At 53.4% G+C, this 14,118-nt stretch carries 16 protein-coding genes; 8 read left to right on the top strand and 8 right to left on the bottom strand.

Features of this window, described 5'->3' with window-relative positions; all coding sequences use genetic code 11:
* The first annotated feature begins 5 nt into the window (after nt 1–5).
* From accA to tilS, 4 genes are all read left to right on the top strand, one after another.
* Entirely contained in the window at nt 6–965 is a 960-nt protein-coding gene (gene accA, locus FD428_RS17325) for an acetyl-CoA carboxylase carboxyl transferase subunit alpha (protein ID WP_012133972.1), read from the top strand.
* Nucleotides 966–1,094: 129 nt separating this feature from the next.
* Nucleotides 1,095–3,233 carry a lysine decarboxylase LdcC gene (gene ldcC, locus FD428_RS17320; protein WP_114847934.1) on the top strand — a complete coding sequence of 713 codons (2,139 nt, stop codon included), beginning with the start codon at nt 1,095–1,097 and terminating at the stop codon, nt 3,231–3,233.
* Nucleotides 3,234–3,292: 59 nt separating this feature from the next.
* Nucleotides 3,293–3,682, top strand: coding sequence for a VOC family protein (locus FD428_RS17315; RefSeq protein WP_071257623.1), 390 nt, complete (start codon nt 3,293–3,295; stop codon nt 3,680–3,682).
* A gap of 62 nt (nt 3,683–3,744) precedes the next feature.
* Nucleotides 3,745–5,061 (top strand): tRNA lysidine(34) synthetase TilS, encoded by a 1,317-nt coding sequence (gene tilS / locus FD428_RS17310; RefSeq protein ID WP_114847933.1) that lies wholly within the window; start codon nt 3,745–3,747, stop codon nt 5,059–5,061.
* Between the two features lie 83 nt (nt 5,062–5,144).
* Here tilS and rof read toward each other — a convergent pair whose 3' ends face one another.
* Entirely contained in the window at nt 5,145–5,405 is a 261-nt protein-coding gene (rof, locus tag FD428_RS17305) for a Rho-binding antiterminator (RefSeq protein WP_024130681.1), read from the bottom strand.
* Nucleotides 5,392–5,592 (bottom strand): YaeP family protein, encoded by a 201-nt coding sequence (locus tag FD428_RS17300; protein ID WP_012133967.1) that lies wholly within the window; start codon nt 5,590–5,592, stop codon nt 5,392–5,394. Before FD428_RS17300 ends, rof begins: the two co-directional genes overlap by 14 nt.
* Nucleotides 5,593–5,791: 199 nt before the next feature.
* On the opposite strand from FD428_RS17300, the gene FD428_RS17295 reads away from it, so the two are divergent.
* The 3 genes from FD428_RS17295 to nlpE are packed head-to-tail and all read left to right on the top strand — an operon-like array spanning nt 5,792 to nt 7,491.
* Nucleotides 5,792–6,337 (top strand): YaeQ family protein, encoded by a 546-nt coding sequence (locus FD428_RS17295; protein ID WP_012133966.1) that lies wholly within the window; start codon nt 5,792–5,794, stop codon nt 6,335–6,337.
* Nucleotides 6,334–6,756: an alternative ribosome rescue aminoacyl-tRNA hydrolase ArfB gene (gene arfB / locus FD428_RS17290; RefSeq protein ID WP_012133965.1), complete on the top strand. Its 423-nt coding sequence runs from the start codon at nt 6,334–6,336 to the stop codon at nt 6,754–6,756. Before FD428_RS17295 ends, arfB begins: the two co-directional genes overlap by 4 nt.
* A 30-nt stretch (nt 6,757–6,786) precedes the next feature.
* On the top strand, nt 6,787–7,491 hold the full coding sequence (gene nlpE / locus FD428_RS17285) for an envelope stress response activation lipoprotein NlpE (protein WP_012133964.1): 705 nt from the start codon (nt 6,787–6,789) through the stop codon (nt 7,489–7,491).
* Nucleotides 7,492–7,550: 59 nt separating this feature from the next.
* Here nlpE and proS read toward each other — a convergent pair whose 3' ends face one another.
* The 6 genes from proS to metN all read right to left on the bottom strand — a co-directional run bounded on the left by proS (nt 7,551) and on the right by metN (nt 13,139).
* Nucleotides 7,551–9,269, bottom strand: a complete 1,719-nt coding sequence (proS, locus tag FD428_RS17280; RefSeq protein WP_012133963.1) for a proline--tRNA ligase — start codon at nt 9,267–9,269, stop codon at nt 7,551–7,553.
* 110 nt (nt 9,270–9,379) lie between these two features.
* The gene (gene tsaA, locus FD428_RS17275) at nt 9,380–10,087 is read right to left on the bottom strand and encodes a tRNA (N6-threonylcarbamoyladenosine(37)-N6)-methyltransferase TrmO (RefSeq protein ID WP_114847932.1); all 708 of its coding nucleotides are present in this window, start codon (nt 10,085–10,087) and stop codon (nt 9,380–9,382) included.
* Nucleotides 10,084–10,488 (bottom strand): Rcs stress response system protein RcsF, encoded by a 405-nt coding sequence (gene rcsF / locus FD428_RS17270; protein ID WP_012133960.1) that lies wholly within the window; start codon nt 10,486–10,488, stop codon nt 10,084–10,086. Before rcsF ends, tsaA begins: the two co-directional genes overlap by 4 nt.
* A 118-nt stretch (nt 10,489–10,606) precedes the next feature.
* Nucleotides 10,607–11,422, bottom strand: coding sequence for a methionine ABC transporter substrate-binding lipoprotein MetQ (metQ, locus tag FD428_RS17265; RefSeq protein WP_012133959.1), 816 nt, complete (start codon nt 11,420–11,422; stop codon nt 10,607–10,609).
* Between the two features lie 39 nt (nt 11,423–11,461).
* The gene (locus FD428_RS17260; protein WP_012133958.1) at nt 11,462–12,115 is read right to left on the bottom strand and encodes a methionine ABC transporter permease MetI; all 654 of its coding nucleotides are present in this window, start codon (nt 12,113–12,115) and stop codon (nt 11,462–11,464) included.
* Nucleotides 12,108–13,139 (bottom strand): methionine ABC transporter ATP-binding protein MetN, encoded by a 1,032-nt coding sequence (gene metN, locus FD428_RS17255; protein WP_049008092.1) that lies wholly within the window; start codon nt 13,137–13,139, stop codon nt 12,108–12,110. The genes FD428_RS17260 and metN overlap by 8 nt, the downstream gene beginning before the upstream one ends.
* Before the next feature lie 189 nt (nt 13,140–13,328).
* Here metN and gmhB point away from each other — a divergent pair, with 189 nt between their 5' ends.
* On the top strand, nt 13,329–13,895 hold the full coding sequence (gene gmhB / locus FD428_RS17250; protein WP_047458784.1) for a D-glycero-beta-D-manno-heptose 1,7-bisphosphate 7-phosphatase: 567 nt from the start codon (nt 13,329–13,331) through the stop codon (nt 13,893–13,895).
* Nucleotides 13,896–14,118 lie beyond the last annotated feature (223 nt).

The following is a 14,118-nucleotide window of genomic DNA, read 5'->3' as shown; positions in this document are numbered from 1 at the left end:
ATACTATGAGTCTGAATTTCCTTGATTTTGAACAGCCGATTGCAGAGCTGGAAGCGAAAATCGATTCTCTGACAGCGGTAAGCCGCCAGGACGAGAAACTGGATATTAATATCGATGAAGAAGTGCATCGTCTGCGTGAAAAAAGCGTAGAACTGACGCGCAAAATCTTTGCCGATCTTGGCGCATGGCAGGTTGCTCAACTGGCGCGCCATCCGCAACGTCCATACACCCTGGATTATGTTCGCCTGGCGTTTGATGAATTTGACGAACTGGCGGGCGATCGCGCCTATGCGGATGATAAAGCTATCGTCGGCGGCATCGCGCGTCTGGATGGTCGTCCAGTGATGATTATTGGTCATCAGAAAGGCCGTGAAACGAAAGAGAAAATCCGTCGTAACTTCGGCATGCCGGCACCTGAAGGGTATCGCAAAGCGCTGCGTCTGATGGAAATGGCTGAGCGTTTCAACATGCCGATCATTACCTTTATCGACACCCCTGGCGCTTACCCTGGCGTGGGCGCGGAAGAACGCGGTCAGTCTGAAGCGATCGCACGTAACCTGCGTGAAATGTCACGCCTGAGCGTACCGGTGATTTGTACCGTTATCGGCGAAGGGGGTTCCGGCGGCGCGCTGGCGATTGGCGTGGGCGATAAAGTGAATATGTTGCAGTACAGCACCTATTCCGTTATCTCCCCGGAAGGCTGTGCGTCCATTCTGTGGAAAAGCGCGGACAAAGCGCCGCTGGCCGCAGAAGCGATGGGTATTATCGCGCCGCGCCTGAAGGAGCTGAAGCTGATTGATTCCATCATTCAGGAACCGCTGGGTGGCGCGCACCGTAACCCGGAAGCGATGGCGGCTTCTCTGAAAGCGCAACTGCTGGCCGATCTCGCCGATCTCGACGTGTTGAGCAAAGACGATTTGAAAAACCGTCGTTATCAGCGCCTGATGAGCTACGGCTACGCGTAAACATCATCAATGCCCGATGGCGCTTACGCTTATCGGACATGGAGTAAAAAGGGTCACATTTTGTGGCCCTTTTTTTTACCTGCGGTTTGACCAGGCTATGATTAGCTAAGGTTTTTCCAGGAGGAACGCATGAATATCATTGCCATCATGGGGCCGCATGGCGTTTTTTATAAAGACGAACCCATCAAGGAACTTGAGCTTGCCCTACAGTCGCAGGGGTTTCAGATTATCTGGCCGCAAAATAGCGTCGACCTGCTGAAATTCATTGAACACAATCCGCGAATCTGTGGCGTCATTTTTGACTGGGATGAGTACAGCCTCGATTTGTGTAGCGATATCAACCAGCTAAATGAATACCTGCCGTTGTATGCGTTTATCAATACGCATTCGACGATGGATGTCAGCGTGCATGATATGCGTATGGCACTGTGGTTTTTTGAATACGCGCTCGGCCAGTCAGAAGATATTGCAACCCGCATCCGCCAGTATACGAATGAATACCTTGATAACATCACGCCGCCGTTCACCCGGGCGCTGTTTACCTATGTGAAGGAAGGGAAGTATACCTTCTGTACGCCGGGGCATATGGCGGGAACGGCGTACCAGAAAAGCCCGATTGGCTGTCTGTTTTATGACTTCTTCGGGGGGAATACGCTAAAAGCGGATGTGTCTATTTCCGTGACCGAACTGGGTTCGCTGCTGGACCATACCGGGCCGCACCTGGAGGCGGAAGAGTATATTGCCCGCACCTTCGGCGCCGAGCAGAGTTATATGGTGACCAACGGCACCTCCACATCGAACAAAATTGTCGGCATGTACGCGGCGCCGTCGGGCAGCACGCTGCTGATTGACCGCAACTGCCATAAATCTCTCGCGCACCTGTTGATGATGAGCGATGTGGTGCCCCTCTGGCTGAAACCCACGCGCAACGCACTCGGTATTCTGGGGGGCATTCCTAAGCGTGAATTTACGCGTGAGAGTATTGAACATAAGGTTTCGGAGACGGCGCAGGCGCAGTGGCCGGTACATGCGGTTATCACCAACTCGACCTATGACGGCCTGCTGTACAACACCAACTGGATTAAACAAACGCTGGATGTCCCTTCGATCCATTTCGACTCGGCCTGGGTGCCCTATACCCATTTTCACCCGATTTATCAGGGGAAAAGCGGGATGAGCGGCGAGCGGGTGCCGGGAAAAGTCATCTTCGAAACGCAGTCGACGCATAAAATGCTGGCGGCGCTGTCTCAGGCATCGCTTATTCACATTAAAGGGGATTACGATGAAGATACCTTTAATGAAGCGTTTATGATGCACACCTCAACATCGCCAAGCTACCCCATTGTGGCGTCGATTGAGACGGCTGCGGCAATGCTGCGTGGCAATCCGGGTAAACGATTGATCAATCGCTCCGTGGAGCGGGCGCTTCATTTTCGCAAAGAGGTACAGCGGCTGCGCGAAGAGTCAGAAGGCTGGTTCTTTGATATCTGGCAACCGGAAGAGGTGGATGAAGCGGAATGCTGGCCCGTTGCGCCCGGCGAGGAGTGGCACGGTTTTACCGATGCGGATGCCGACCATATGTTTCTCGATCCGGTGAAAGTCACCATTTTGACGCCCGGTATGGATGAGCAGGGCAACATGAGCGAGGAGGGGATCCCCGCCGCGCTGGTGGCGAAGTTCCTTGATGAGCGCGGCGTGGTGGTAGAAAAAACCGGGCCTTATAACCTGCTGTTCCTGTTCAGTATTGGTATTGATAAAACCCGGGCGATGGGATTGCTGCGCGGCCTGACGGAGTTTAAACGCGCTTACGATCTTAATCTGCGCGTTAAAAATATGCTGCCGGATCTGTACGCCGAAGATCCCGATTTTTATCGTAATATGCGGATTCAGGATCTGGCGCAGGGTATCCATAAACTGATCCGCCAGCACGATCTTTCCGGGTTGATGTCACGGGCGTTCGACACATTGCCCGAAATGAAAATGACGCCGCATCAGGCCTGGCAGAGGCAGATAAAAGGCGAAGTGGAGACCATCGCGATTGATCAACTGGTGGGGCGTATTTCCGCCAGTATGGTGCTGCCGTATCCGCCTGGTGTGCCGTTGCTGATGCCGGGGGAGATGATCACCGAAGCGAGCCGTGCGGTACTCGATTTTCTGCTGATGCTGTGTTCCATCGGCCACCATTACCCTGGCTTTGAGACCGATATTCATGGCGCAAAACAGGATGAAGATGGCGTTTACCGAGTGAGAGTCTTAAAAACGGCATGATGGCTTGCCTGAGCGACTGCAAGGCGGGTAACGTGCTGATAACACATTAAGGAGACGCTATGCTGGGATTAAAACAGGTTCACCATATTGCGATTATTGCGACGGATTATGCGGCGAGCAAAACGTTTTATTGTGACGTACTGGGCTTCACGCTGTTGAGTGAAGCGTACCGGGAAGAACGTGATTCCTGGAAAGGCGACCTGGCGTTAAACGGGCAATATGTGATTGAGCTTTTTTCTTTTCCCTTCCCGCCTGCGCGACCGAGCCGACCGGAGGCCTGCGGTCTGCGGCATCTGGCGTTCAGCGTGGAAGACGTAGACAAAGCGGTAGCGCATCTGGAGGCGAACAACGTTAAATGCGAGTCGGTTCGCGTTGACCCGTTTACGAATAAACGTTTTACCTTTTTCAACGATCCAGACGGACTGCCGCTCGAACTGTATGAGCAGTAAAACTTGTCATCACGGTTTCTGCCCGGTAACGTGCCGGGCAGTGCCACAGTTAAGCAATGATCATGACAACACTCACCCTGAACGCCTCACTCCTGCCATACCGCCAGATTCTGGTGGCCTTTAGCGGCGGGCTGGATTCTACCGTACTGCTGCATCAACTGGTGCAATGGCGAGAACAGCAGCCTGATGTCACGCTGCGCGCCATCCATATTCATCATGGGTTAAGCTCTCATGCCGATAGCTGGGTGACGCATTGCGAGGCTGTGTGCCAGCAGTGGCAGGTGCCGCTGGTTGTCCGACGAGTGCAGCTTCAGGATGAGGGGCTGGGGATTGAGGCTCAGGCGCGCCAGGCGCGATACGCAGCCTTTGCGCAGGCGCTGCATCCCGGTGAAGTCCTGGTCACGGCCCAGCATCTTGACGATCAATGTGAAACGTTTCTGCTGGCGTTGAAGCGCGGCAGCGGCCCGGCGGGATTGTCCGCTATGGGGGAACGCTCGTCGTTTGCCGGAACGCAGCTGATCCGCCCGTTACTTGGGGAAACCCGTGCGGCGCTGGAGCAGTGGGCAAAACGCTATGCGCTGCGCTGGATTGAGGATGAAAGCAATCAGGATGATGCCTACGATCGTAATTTCCTGCGCCTTAGGGTGCTACCGCTGCTGCAACAACGCTGGCCGCATTTTGCTGAAGCGACTGCCCGTAGCGCCGCGCTTTGCGCAGAACAGGAGCGCCTGCTGGATGAGCTTCTGGCAGAGGATTTAGCGGGCTGTATCACCGCTGATGGAGCATTGCAGTTAGCGCCGTTAATGGCGATGAGCGGCCCGCGACGTGCTGCGCTATTGCGCCGCTGGCTGGCCGCGAAGCATGCGCCGATGCCTTCCCGAGACGGGCTGGAACGTATCTGGCAGGAGGTGGCGCTGGCGCGTGAGGACGCCGCTCCCTGTTTGCGCTTTGGCGAGTACGACATTCGCCGTTATCAGTTACAGCTATGGTGGATAAAATCCGTTACCGGCCAAAGCGCGACGGTGATCCCGTGGTCATCGTGGCAAACACCGTTATCGCTGCCCGTTGGACTTGGGACGGTACGGCTCGTTCCAGGAGGCGACCTGCGCATGCCGCGTGCCGACGAGCCGGTTAGCATACGCTTTAAGGCATCTGGGTTACTGCATATTATCGGGCGCAATGGCGGGCGTAAGCTAAAGAAAATCTGGCAGGAGCTGGGCGTACCGCCCTGGCGGCGGGATACCACGCCGCTGCTGTTTTATGGCGAGACGTTGATTGCTGCCGCAGGTATTTTTGTTACCTGTGATGGTCTGGCGGAGGAGGGAGCGGGCGTCAGGCTGGAATGGAAGGAAGAGACGTCGTCATCGCGTAATGCCTGATGGCGCTGCGCTTATCAGGCCTACGTATCGCATGGAAAGTAGGCCGGATAAGGTGCTTGCACCGCCATCCGGCAACAAAAGAATCAGGATTCGCTGACGATTACAGTACCGATTTGTGGATGACTGAAGCTGGTAATTTTGTCCAGACGCAGCTCGCGTGTTTCACCGGCGACATCCGCGATCAGATATTCCACGTTTTTGCGCGATACCAGATCGTTGGCTTTCGCCTGTAAAACTTCTCCATCCTTAAGTTCCAGCGTCAGTAACAGATGATGCTGGCAGGCGAGCTCAAGATTATCGTAATCATCGCAGTTGATGGGTTGATACGTTTCATTCATTGACATAATCGCTCACCAGTAAGTTCGCGGCAGCATATGCCGCCTTTTCCCTGACCGACTCTGAAAGGGCATCGTCTGCTGCCACTTCATTAAGCACTTTCAATACACAACCCAGCGCATCCGGGACATACCCTAAGTCTCCGCTGGCGATTTCCGCATACCGCTTGCGTATTAACTCACAATATTTTTCCACATGCCCTCCTGTCAGCACTCTGACTTAACCGTGGATGCAAGTCTAAGCCTACGAAGATAAACTCTGTTTAGCAAGGTGACTATAACATACCCATCCAGGCAATATCAGCAGGTTGACGGCGCAGGTATACGACATCCGTTAACAGCCTTTTGACGCAGATTTCGCTACAATGTGTCCCTGATTCGAAAGGAGTTCTCTCATGGCGCTTAAAGCGACGATTTATAAAGCCGTAGTCAATGTGGCGGATCTTGACCGCAACCAGTTTCTTGACGCGGCATTGACGCTGGCGCGTCACCCTTCTGAAACGCAGGAGCGCATGATGCTGCGCCTGCTGGCCTGGATTAAATATGCCGATGAGCGCCTACAGTTCACGCGTGGTCTGAGCGCAGAAGATGAGCCTGAGGCATGGCTGCGTAACGACCATCTGGGGATTGATTTATGGGTTGAGCTGGGGCTGCCGGATGAGCGCCGCATTAAGAAAGCCTGTACCCAGGCTGCGGAGGTTGCGCTGTTTGCCTATAATAGTCGTGCCGCGCAAATCTGGTGGCAGCAGAACCAGAGTAAATGCGCGCAGTACGCTAACCTGTCCGTGTGGTATCTGGATGATGAGCAACTGGCGAAACTGAGTGATTTTGCCGGCCGAACCATGACGTTACAGGCAACGATTCAGGATGGCGCCATCTGGCTGTCGGATTCTCAGAATAATCTGGAAATTCATCTGGCTGCATGGCAACAGCCTTCATGATTGTCATCTCCCGAAATGTCTCGATTCCCGACAATGAGCTGGAAATCACAGCCATTCGTGCGCAGGGAGCGGGTGGACAGCACGTTAATAAGACCTCAACGGCTATCCATTTGCGCTTTGACATTCGGGCCTCTGGCCTGCCAGAGTATTATAAGGAACGTTTGTTGGCTGCCAGCCATCACCTTATTAGCAGCGATGGCGTCATTATTATTAAGGCGCAGGAGTATCGCAGCCAGGAGCTCAACCGGGAGGCGGCTATCGCCCGGCTGGTGGCAGTCATCAAAGAATTAACCGCAGTGCAAAAAAGCCGACGGGCAACCCGCCCTACGCGCGCGTCGAAAGAACGCAGGTTGTCATCGAAGGCACAAAAATCCACAGTGAAGGCGCTTCGCGGTAGAGTTCGTCGTCCTCAGGAGTGACGAGCGGGGATAACATTTCATAAGGAATTTATGGTGAAAACAGCGATATTGTCAGTAGCGGCAGCATGCACGCTCTTTGCCTTGATCGGATGTAATAATCGTACTGAAGTGGAGGCGCTACAGCCGACGCAGACGGCAGAATTAAAACCGATGCAGCAAAGCTGGCGTGGCGTATTGCCTTGCGCAGACTGTGAAGGGATCGAAACCTCTTTGTTCCTGGAAAAAGATGGAACATGGGTGATGAATGAACGTTATCAGGGCGTTCGTGAAGAACCCTCTTCGTTTGCCTCGTATGGCACCTGGGCGCGTACAGCCGATAAACTGGTATTGACCGACAGCAAAGGCGAGAAGTCTTACTATCGTGCGAAAGGCGACGCTCTGGAAATGCTTGATCGTGAAGGTAATCCGATTGAGTCGCAGTTTAATTACACGCTTGAGTCGGTGTCTGCCAGTTTGCCCGTAACGCCAATGCCGGTGCGCGGCATGTATTTCTATATGGCGGATGCGGCGACCTTTACCGATTGCGCTACCGGGAAACGCATGCCGGTGGCGAACAATGCTCAGCTGGAACGTGATTATCTGGCGGCACGAGGCGCTGCGGAAAAACCGGTATTATTAACGGTGGAAGGTCACTTTACGCAGGAAGCCAACCCGGATACGGGCGCGCAGGTAAAAACGCTGGTGGCCGATAAAGAGATTAAATTCGTTCCTGGACAGGATTGTTCCAGCAAGTAATTGCGGTATCGACCCCGTCTGGACATTAAAAAACCCCGCATCAGCGGGGTTTTTTGTGTTTAGCCTTTGATGGCTTTCACCAGGAAATCGACGATCTCGCCAGTTTTAATCAACTGCTTCTCGCCGTTACGACGGTATTTGTATTCAATATCGTCGTTGTCCAGGTTACGGTCGCCCAGCACGATAGTGTGCGGGATGCCGATCAGTTCCATATCCGCGAACATGACGCCCGGACGCTCTTTGCGGTCATCCATCAGCACTTCGATGCCTTGTGCGCGCAGTTCACCGTACAGTTTTTCCGCCAGTTCCTGCACCCGGAAGGATTTGTGCATGTTCATCGGCAGAATGGCAACCTGGAATGGCGCGATGGCATCAGGCCATACGATACCGCGTTCGTCGTAGTTCTGCTCAATCGCCGCCGCCACCACGCGCGTTACCCCGATACCGTAGCAACCCATCGTCAGGATCTGGTTACGACCATCTTCACCCTGTACGGAGGCTTTCAGCGCTTCGGAATACTTGGTGCCCAGTTGGAAGATATGACCCACTTCGATGCCGCGTTTAATCAGCAGCGTGCCCTGGCCGTCCGGGCTTGGATCGCCTGCCACGACGTTACGGATATCGGCGACTTCTGGCGTCGCGACATCGCGATCCCAGTTGATGCCGAAGTAGTGCTTACCGTCGATGTTGGCGCCTGCCGCGAAATCGCTCATTACTGCAACGGTACGGTCGATCACCACCGGAACCGGCATATTTACCGGGCCGAGAGAACCCGGGCCGGCTTTCACCAGCGCACGAATCTCTTCTTCTGTGGCGAAGGTCAGCGGGCTGGCAACCTGCGGCAGTTTTTCCGCTTTCACTTCGTTCAGTTCGTGATCGCCACGTACCAGCAGAGCAACCAGCGGGTAGCTGCTTCCTTCAACCGCTTTCACCAGCAGCGTTTTGACGGTTTTCTCAATCGGCAGATTGAACTGCTCAACCAGCTCCGCAATGGTTTTCGCGTTTGGCGTATCAACCAGCGTCATCTCCTGGCTGGCAGCCGCGCGCGGCGCTTTCGGCGCAACGGCTTCGGCGAACTCAATGTTAGCCGCGTAGTCAGAAGAATCAGAGAAGATCACATCATCTTCACCGCTTTGCGCCAGTACCTGGAACTCGTGGGATGCGTTACCGCCGATAGACCCCGTGTCTGCCTGTACCGCGCGGAAATCCAGGCCCATACGGCTGAAGATTTTGCTGTAAGCGGCATACATCGCGTCGTAAGTTTCCTGTAGCGATTCCTGAGAGGTATGGAAAGAGTAGGCGTCTTTCATCAGGAACTCGCGGGAACGCATTACGCCGAAACGCGGACGTACTTCGTCACGGAATTTGGTCTGGATCTGGAAGAAGTTCAGCGGCAGCTGTTTGTAAGAGCTGAGTTCGTTACGAATCAGGTCGGTGATAACTTCTTCGTGAGTCGGGCCGAGTACGAACGGACGCTCGCCACGGTCAACAAAACGCAGCAGTTCCGGGCCGTACTGTTCCCAACGACCACTCTCTTGCCACAGGTCAGCAGGCTGAACCACTGGCATTGACACCTCGATGGCACCGGCGTTATTCATCTCTTCACGCACGATGTTTTCGACTTTTTTCAGGACGCGCAGGCCAGTCGGCAGCCAGGTATATAACCCGGAGGCGAGCTTGCGGATCATCCCGGCGCGCAGCATCAGCTGATGGCTGATAACCTCGGCGTCGGCAGGTGTCTCCTTCAGAGTGGAGAGCAGATATTGGCTAGTACGCATGTTGTTACGGTTCCAGTTGGACGATCGAACAGGCTCAACGCGAGCCTGACACAAAAAAAGTGATTTAGTTTACCAGCGAGAAAGGGATGTCAAAAGAGAAGGGCGTGAAATTAGCGGGGTTCCAGCGCAAAGACTTCAAAACCCTCTTCGGTGACGCGCCAGCGCACGTTGAAATCGTGCAGCCAGACGGCGTACGTTTTACCTGTCCCTTCACCTTTACGATAGGCGGGACGCGGATCTTGCGCCAGCACTTCGCCGATAAATGTTTTCAGTTGCGGGTAACGTTGTTCAAGCCGTGAAAGCTGTTGGTCAATTTCGGCCGTGAAGCTGACGTGCATCTCTGCCACAGGCGCCTGTTGCGCGTAGCTGGCCGTTGCGTCCGGTAATGACTCGGCAAACGGCAGGTAGGGTTTGATATCAATAACCGGCGTGCCATCAACCAGATCCAGACTGCCCAGCTTCAGGATGACTTTCTCTTTCTGACAGACAATCTCTTTCAATTCAACCAGCGACATGCCGACAGGGTTAGGGCGAAAGGTGGAACGGGTCGCGAAGACGCCCATCCGGGCATTGCCGCCGAGACGGGGAGGGCGAACCGTCGGGCGCCATCCGCCAGCCATCGTCTGATGAAAGACGAAGATCACCCACAAATGGCTGAATGCTTCCAGACCGCGAACGGCATCGGCCTGATTATAGGGCGCAACAAGATGCAGTTCGCCGTCGGCGCTTTTTACCAGACCTGGCTGGCGCGGGACGGCGAACTTTTCTTTATAGGGGGAGCGAATAACGCCTATTTGCTCGAACTGAAAACTGCTCATTTAGCCGAGATGTTAAGGGCGGAACCGATGCAAACAGCCTGACGGTAGCAGCCTGGCGTTCCACTGGTGACTTCGCAGCTGTGCAGCAGTACAGCATTCGCCTTCATTTTAGAGGCGTTAATCTGCATGCGTTTACGTGCCGTCGGGATGCTCGGCGGGGAATCCTGATTAGATGCCTGGCAGGAGTCACCGCTGACTTCGCCAAGATCGCGGAACGGTTTACCCACTAACTCTTCGGCGTTGGTGTAAATTCGGACCGGTGCGGCACGCGGCGCTTTCGGTTTTTCCGACTCCGCTTTTGGCGGGGTTGCGGTGCTTTGAACGGGTTCAACAGGGGATCTGCTTAGCATGGAACAACCGCCCAGCATGAGTGCCAATAAACAGATCGGTAAAGCACGCATAATATTTCCTCAATGAATGATCTAATCGTCAGATATTGAATCAGGAGCTTGCATAAATGACAAGACGGGCAAGCGCCCGTCCTGAATGATATTACAGATTGTGGAAACCGCCTAAAAATTACCAGCCTTTAACAGCACCTCCGTTGAAGACTTTATTCGCGGCTTCGTAGACTTCGTCAGACTGATAAGCCTGAACGAATTTCTTCACGTTCTCTGCGTCTTTATTGTCTTCACGCGTTACGATCAGGTTAACGTACGGGGAATCTTTATCTTCCACGAAGATACCGTCTTTTGCCGGCGTCAGGTCAATCTGGCTGGCGTAAGTGGTGTTAATCACGGCCAGGGCAATTTGCGCATCGTCCAGAGAGCGCGGCAGTTGCGGTGCTTCCAGCTCAACAATTTTCAGGTTCTTCGGGTTTTCGGTCACGTCCAGAACGGTCGGCAGCAGGCCAACGCCATCTTTCAGTTTGATTAATCCTACTTTCTGCAACAGCAGCAGTGAACGACCAAGGTTAGTCGGATCGTTTGGTACGGCTACCTGAGAACCATCCTGTAGCTCATCAAGTGATTTGATTTTTTTGGAATAACCGGCAATCGGATAAACAAAGGTATTGCCAACGGCAACCAGCTTATAACCGCGATCTTTGATTTGCTGATCCAGGTACGGCTTGTGCTGGAAAGCGTTCGCGTCGATATCGCCTTTGCTTAACGCTTCGTTCGGTAATACGTAGTCGTTGAACGTCACCAGCTCAACATCCAGACCGTATTTTTCTTTCGCTACTTTTTGCGCGACTTCCGCAACCTGCTGTTCAGCGCCGACAATCACGCCCACTTTGATGTGGTTCGGATCTTTTTCATCCTGGCCGCAACCCACAAGTGCCAGAGAACCAATCAGGGCTCCCACTGCCGCAAAGGTTTTAAATTTGAACGCCATGCTTATTTCCTTAATGAGTCATTTGTGTTGTGTTTAATGTTACTTGTGCGTCACTGCCCGAACGATGCGATCGCCGGATAACTGAATTAAATAAACCAGAACGACCAGTAATACCAGCACCGTATTCATCACGGTAGCATTGTAGCCAATGTAACCATACTGATAGCCAATCTGACCGAGTCCGCCAGCGCCAACGGCGCCGCCCATAGCAGAGTAGCCCACCAGAGTGATCAGGGTAATGGTTGCGGCATTGACCAGACCCGGTAATGCTTCCGGCAGCAGCACCTTACGCACGATTTGCAGCGGCGTGGCCCCCATCGCACGGGAGGCTTCGATCAATCCGGTTGGGATTTCCAGCAATGCGTTTTCCACCATGCGGGCGATAAACGGCGCGGCGCCGACGGTTAACGGCACAATCGCCGCCTGCAAACCGATGGAGGTGCCGACAATCACACGGGTAAATGGAATCATCCATACCAGTAAGATAATGAACGGGATGGAACGGAAGATATTGACGACCGCAGAGAGTGTGCGGTAGAGCTTCGCGTTTTCAATAATTTGCCCTGGACGCGTAACGTACAGCAGTACGCCAACCGGCAGACCAATAACAAAACCAAAAAAGCCGGATACAAAAGTCATTGCCAGCGTTTCCCAGACGCCGCGCGCCAGTAACCACATCATCGCCTCAGACATAACCCAGTACCTCTACTTTCACATGGTGTTCCTGCAACCAGGCAATTGCGGCTTGCGTCTCTTCTTGCGTGCCGTGCATTTCCGTCAGCATAATGCCGAACTTCACGCCGCCTGCGTAATCCATCTGCGCGCTAATAATGTTGTTGTTCACATTGAAGCGGCGGGCCGTCTCAGACAGCAGCGGGGCGTCTACGGATTGTCCGGTAAATTCCATACGCAGCATGGGGACGCTGTCCGCATACGGCTCCGCTTTTAAACGTTCCAGATAATCTTCCGGGATATCCAGATGCAATGTGGACTGGATAAACTTCTGCGCCAGCGGCGTCTTTGGATGGGAGAACACTTCGCTGACCGTATCCTGCTCAATCAGCTCTCCGTTACTGATAACTGCGACACAATCGCAAATGCGCTTAACCACATCCATCTCATGAGTAATAAGAAGAATGGTCAGGCCAAGGCGACGGTTAATATCTTTCAACAGTTCCAGAATCGAACGGGTTGTTGCCGGATCGAGGGCGCTGGTGGCCTCGTCGCACAGCAGGACTTTGGGATTGCTGGCTAATGCGCGAGCAATCGCCACACGCTGTTTCTGGCCGCCGGAAAGGTTGGCCGGGTAGCTGTCGTGCTTATCGCCGAGCCCTACCAGATCCAACAGCTCTGTGACGCGGCGTTTAATCTCGTCTTTCGGCGTATTGTCCAGTTCCAGCGGCAACGCCACGTTGCCAAAAACGGTACGTGAAGATAACAGGTTAAAATGCTGGAAAATCATGCCAATCTGGCGACGGGCTTTCGTCAACTCAGATTCAGAAAGGGTGGTCAGCTCCTGGCCGCCAACCAATACGCTCCCTTCCGTGGGACGTTCCAGCAGATTCACACAGCGAATGAGTGTGCTTTTACCGGCGCCGGAGGCGCCAATAACGCCATAAATTTGTCCGGCAGGGACATGCAGGCTGACGTTGTTCAGCGCCTGAATGGTGCGAGTCCCCTGTTGGAACACTTTGGTGATATTCGAAAGTTTAATCATTGATTATTTATTATCGTAATTAAGTTAGCCGTGGCATTTTCTTCTGCCTGATACGGTCGAAGCCGTCAACAAAATGGATGTTAAGGCATCCAGACGTCTAAATCAATCAGGCTTTCGATGATGAGCACTTTCTTGCTCGCTGAAACATGCGATACTAACGGCACATGCCTTATTCAGGAGCTATAAAAGGTGGCAAAGTCCGTACCCGCAATTTTCCTCGACCGTGATGGCACTATTAATGTGGATCATGGTTACGTACATGAAATCGATGAGTTCGAGTTTATTGAAGGCGTCATTGACGCGATGCGTGAACTGAAAAAGATGGGCTTTGCGCTTGTCGTTGTTACCAACCAGTCTGGTATTGCGCGTGGTAAATTTACGGAAGCGCAGTTCGAGACGCTGACCGAATGGATGGACTGGTCGCTGGCGGACCGCGATGTCGATCTGGATGGCATCTATTATTGTCCGCATCATCCGCAGGGCAGCGTAGAAGAGTTCCGTCAGGCGTGTGATTGTCGTAAACCGCATCCGGGGATGCTTATCTCTGCGCGTGATTTTCTGCACATTGATATGGCCGCGTCTTATATGGTGGGTGACAAAATAGAAGATATGCAGGCGGCGGCAGCGGCAAATGTTGGTACGAAAGTATTGGTACGCACCGGTAAGCCCGTTACGCCCGAAGCAGAAAATGCGGCAGATTGGGTGTTAAATAGCCTTGCTGACCTGCCATCGGCGATAAGAAAGCAGCAAAAATAAGCGTTATGATTAAAAGATGAGCGGTTGAGATAAAAATGCATTTTTCCGCTTGTCTTCCTGAGACGACCCCCTATAATGCGCCTCCATCGACACGGCGGATGTGAATCACTTCACACAAACAGCCGGTTGATTAAAGAGAAAAATCCTGAAATTCAGGGTTGACTCTGAAAGAGGAAGGCGTAATATACGCCACCTCGCGACAGAGCGCTAAAGCGCGTCGCAA

The sequence above is a fragment of the Citrobacter sp. TBCP-5362 genome, from assembly GCF_005406305.1.
GTDB lineage: Bacteria > Pseudomonadota > Gammaproteobacteria > Enterobacterales > Enterobacteriaceae > Citrobacter_B > Citrobacter_B koseri.
Note: the sequence above shows the minus strand (reverse complement) of the source record. Positions and strands in the feature narration are given on the sequence as shown.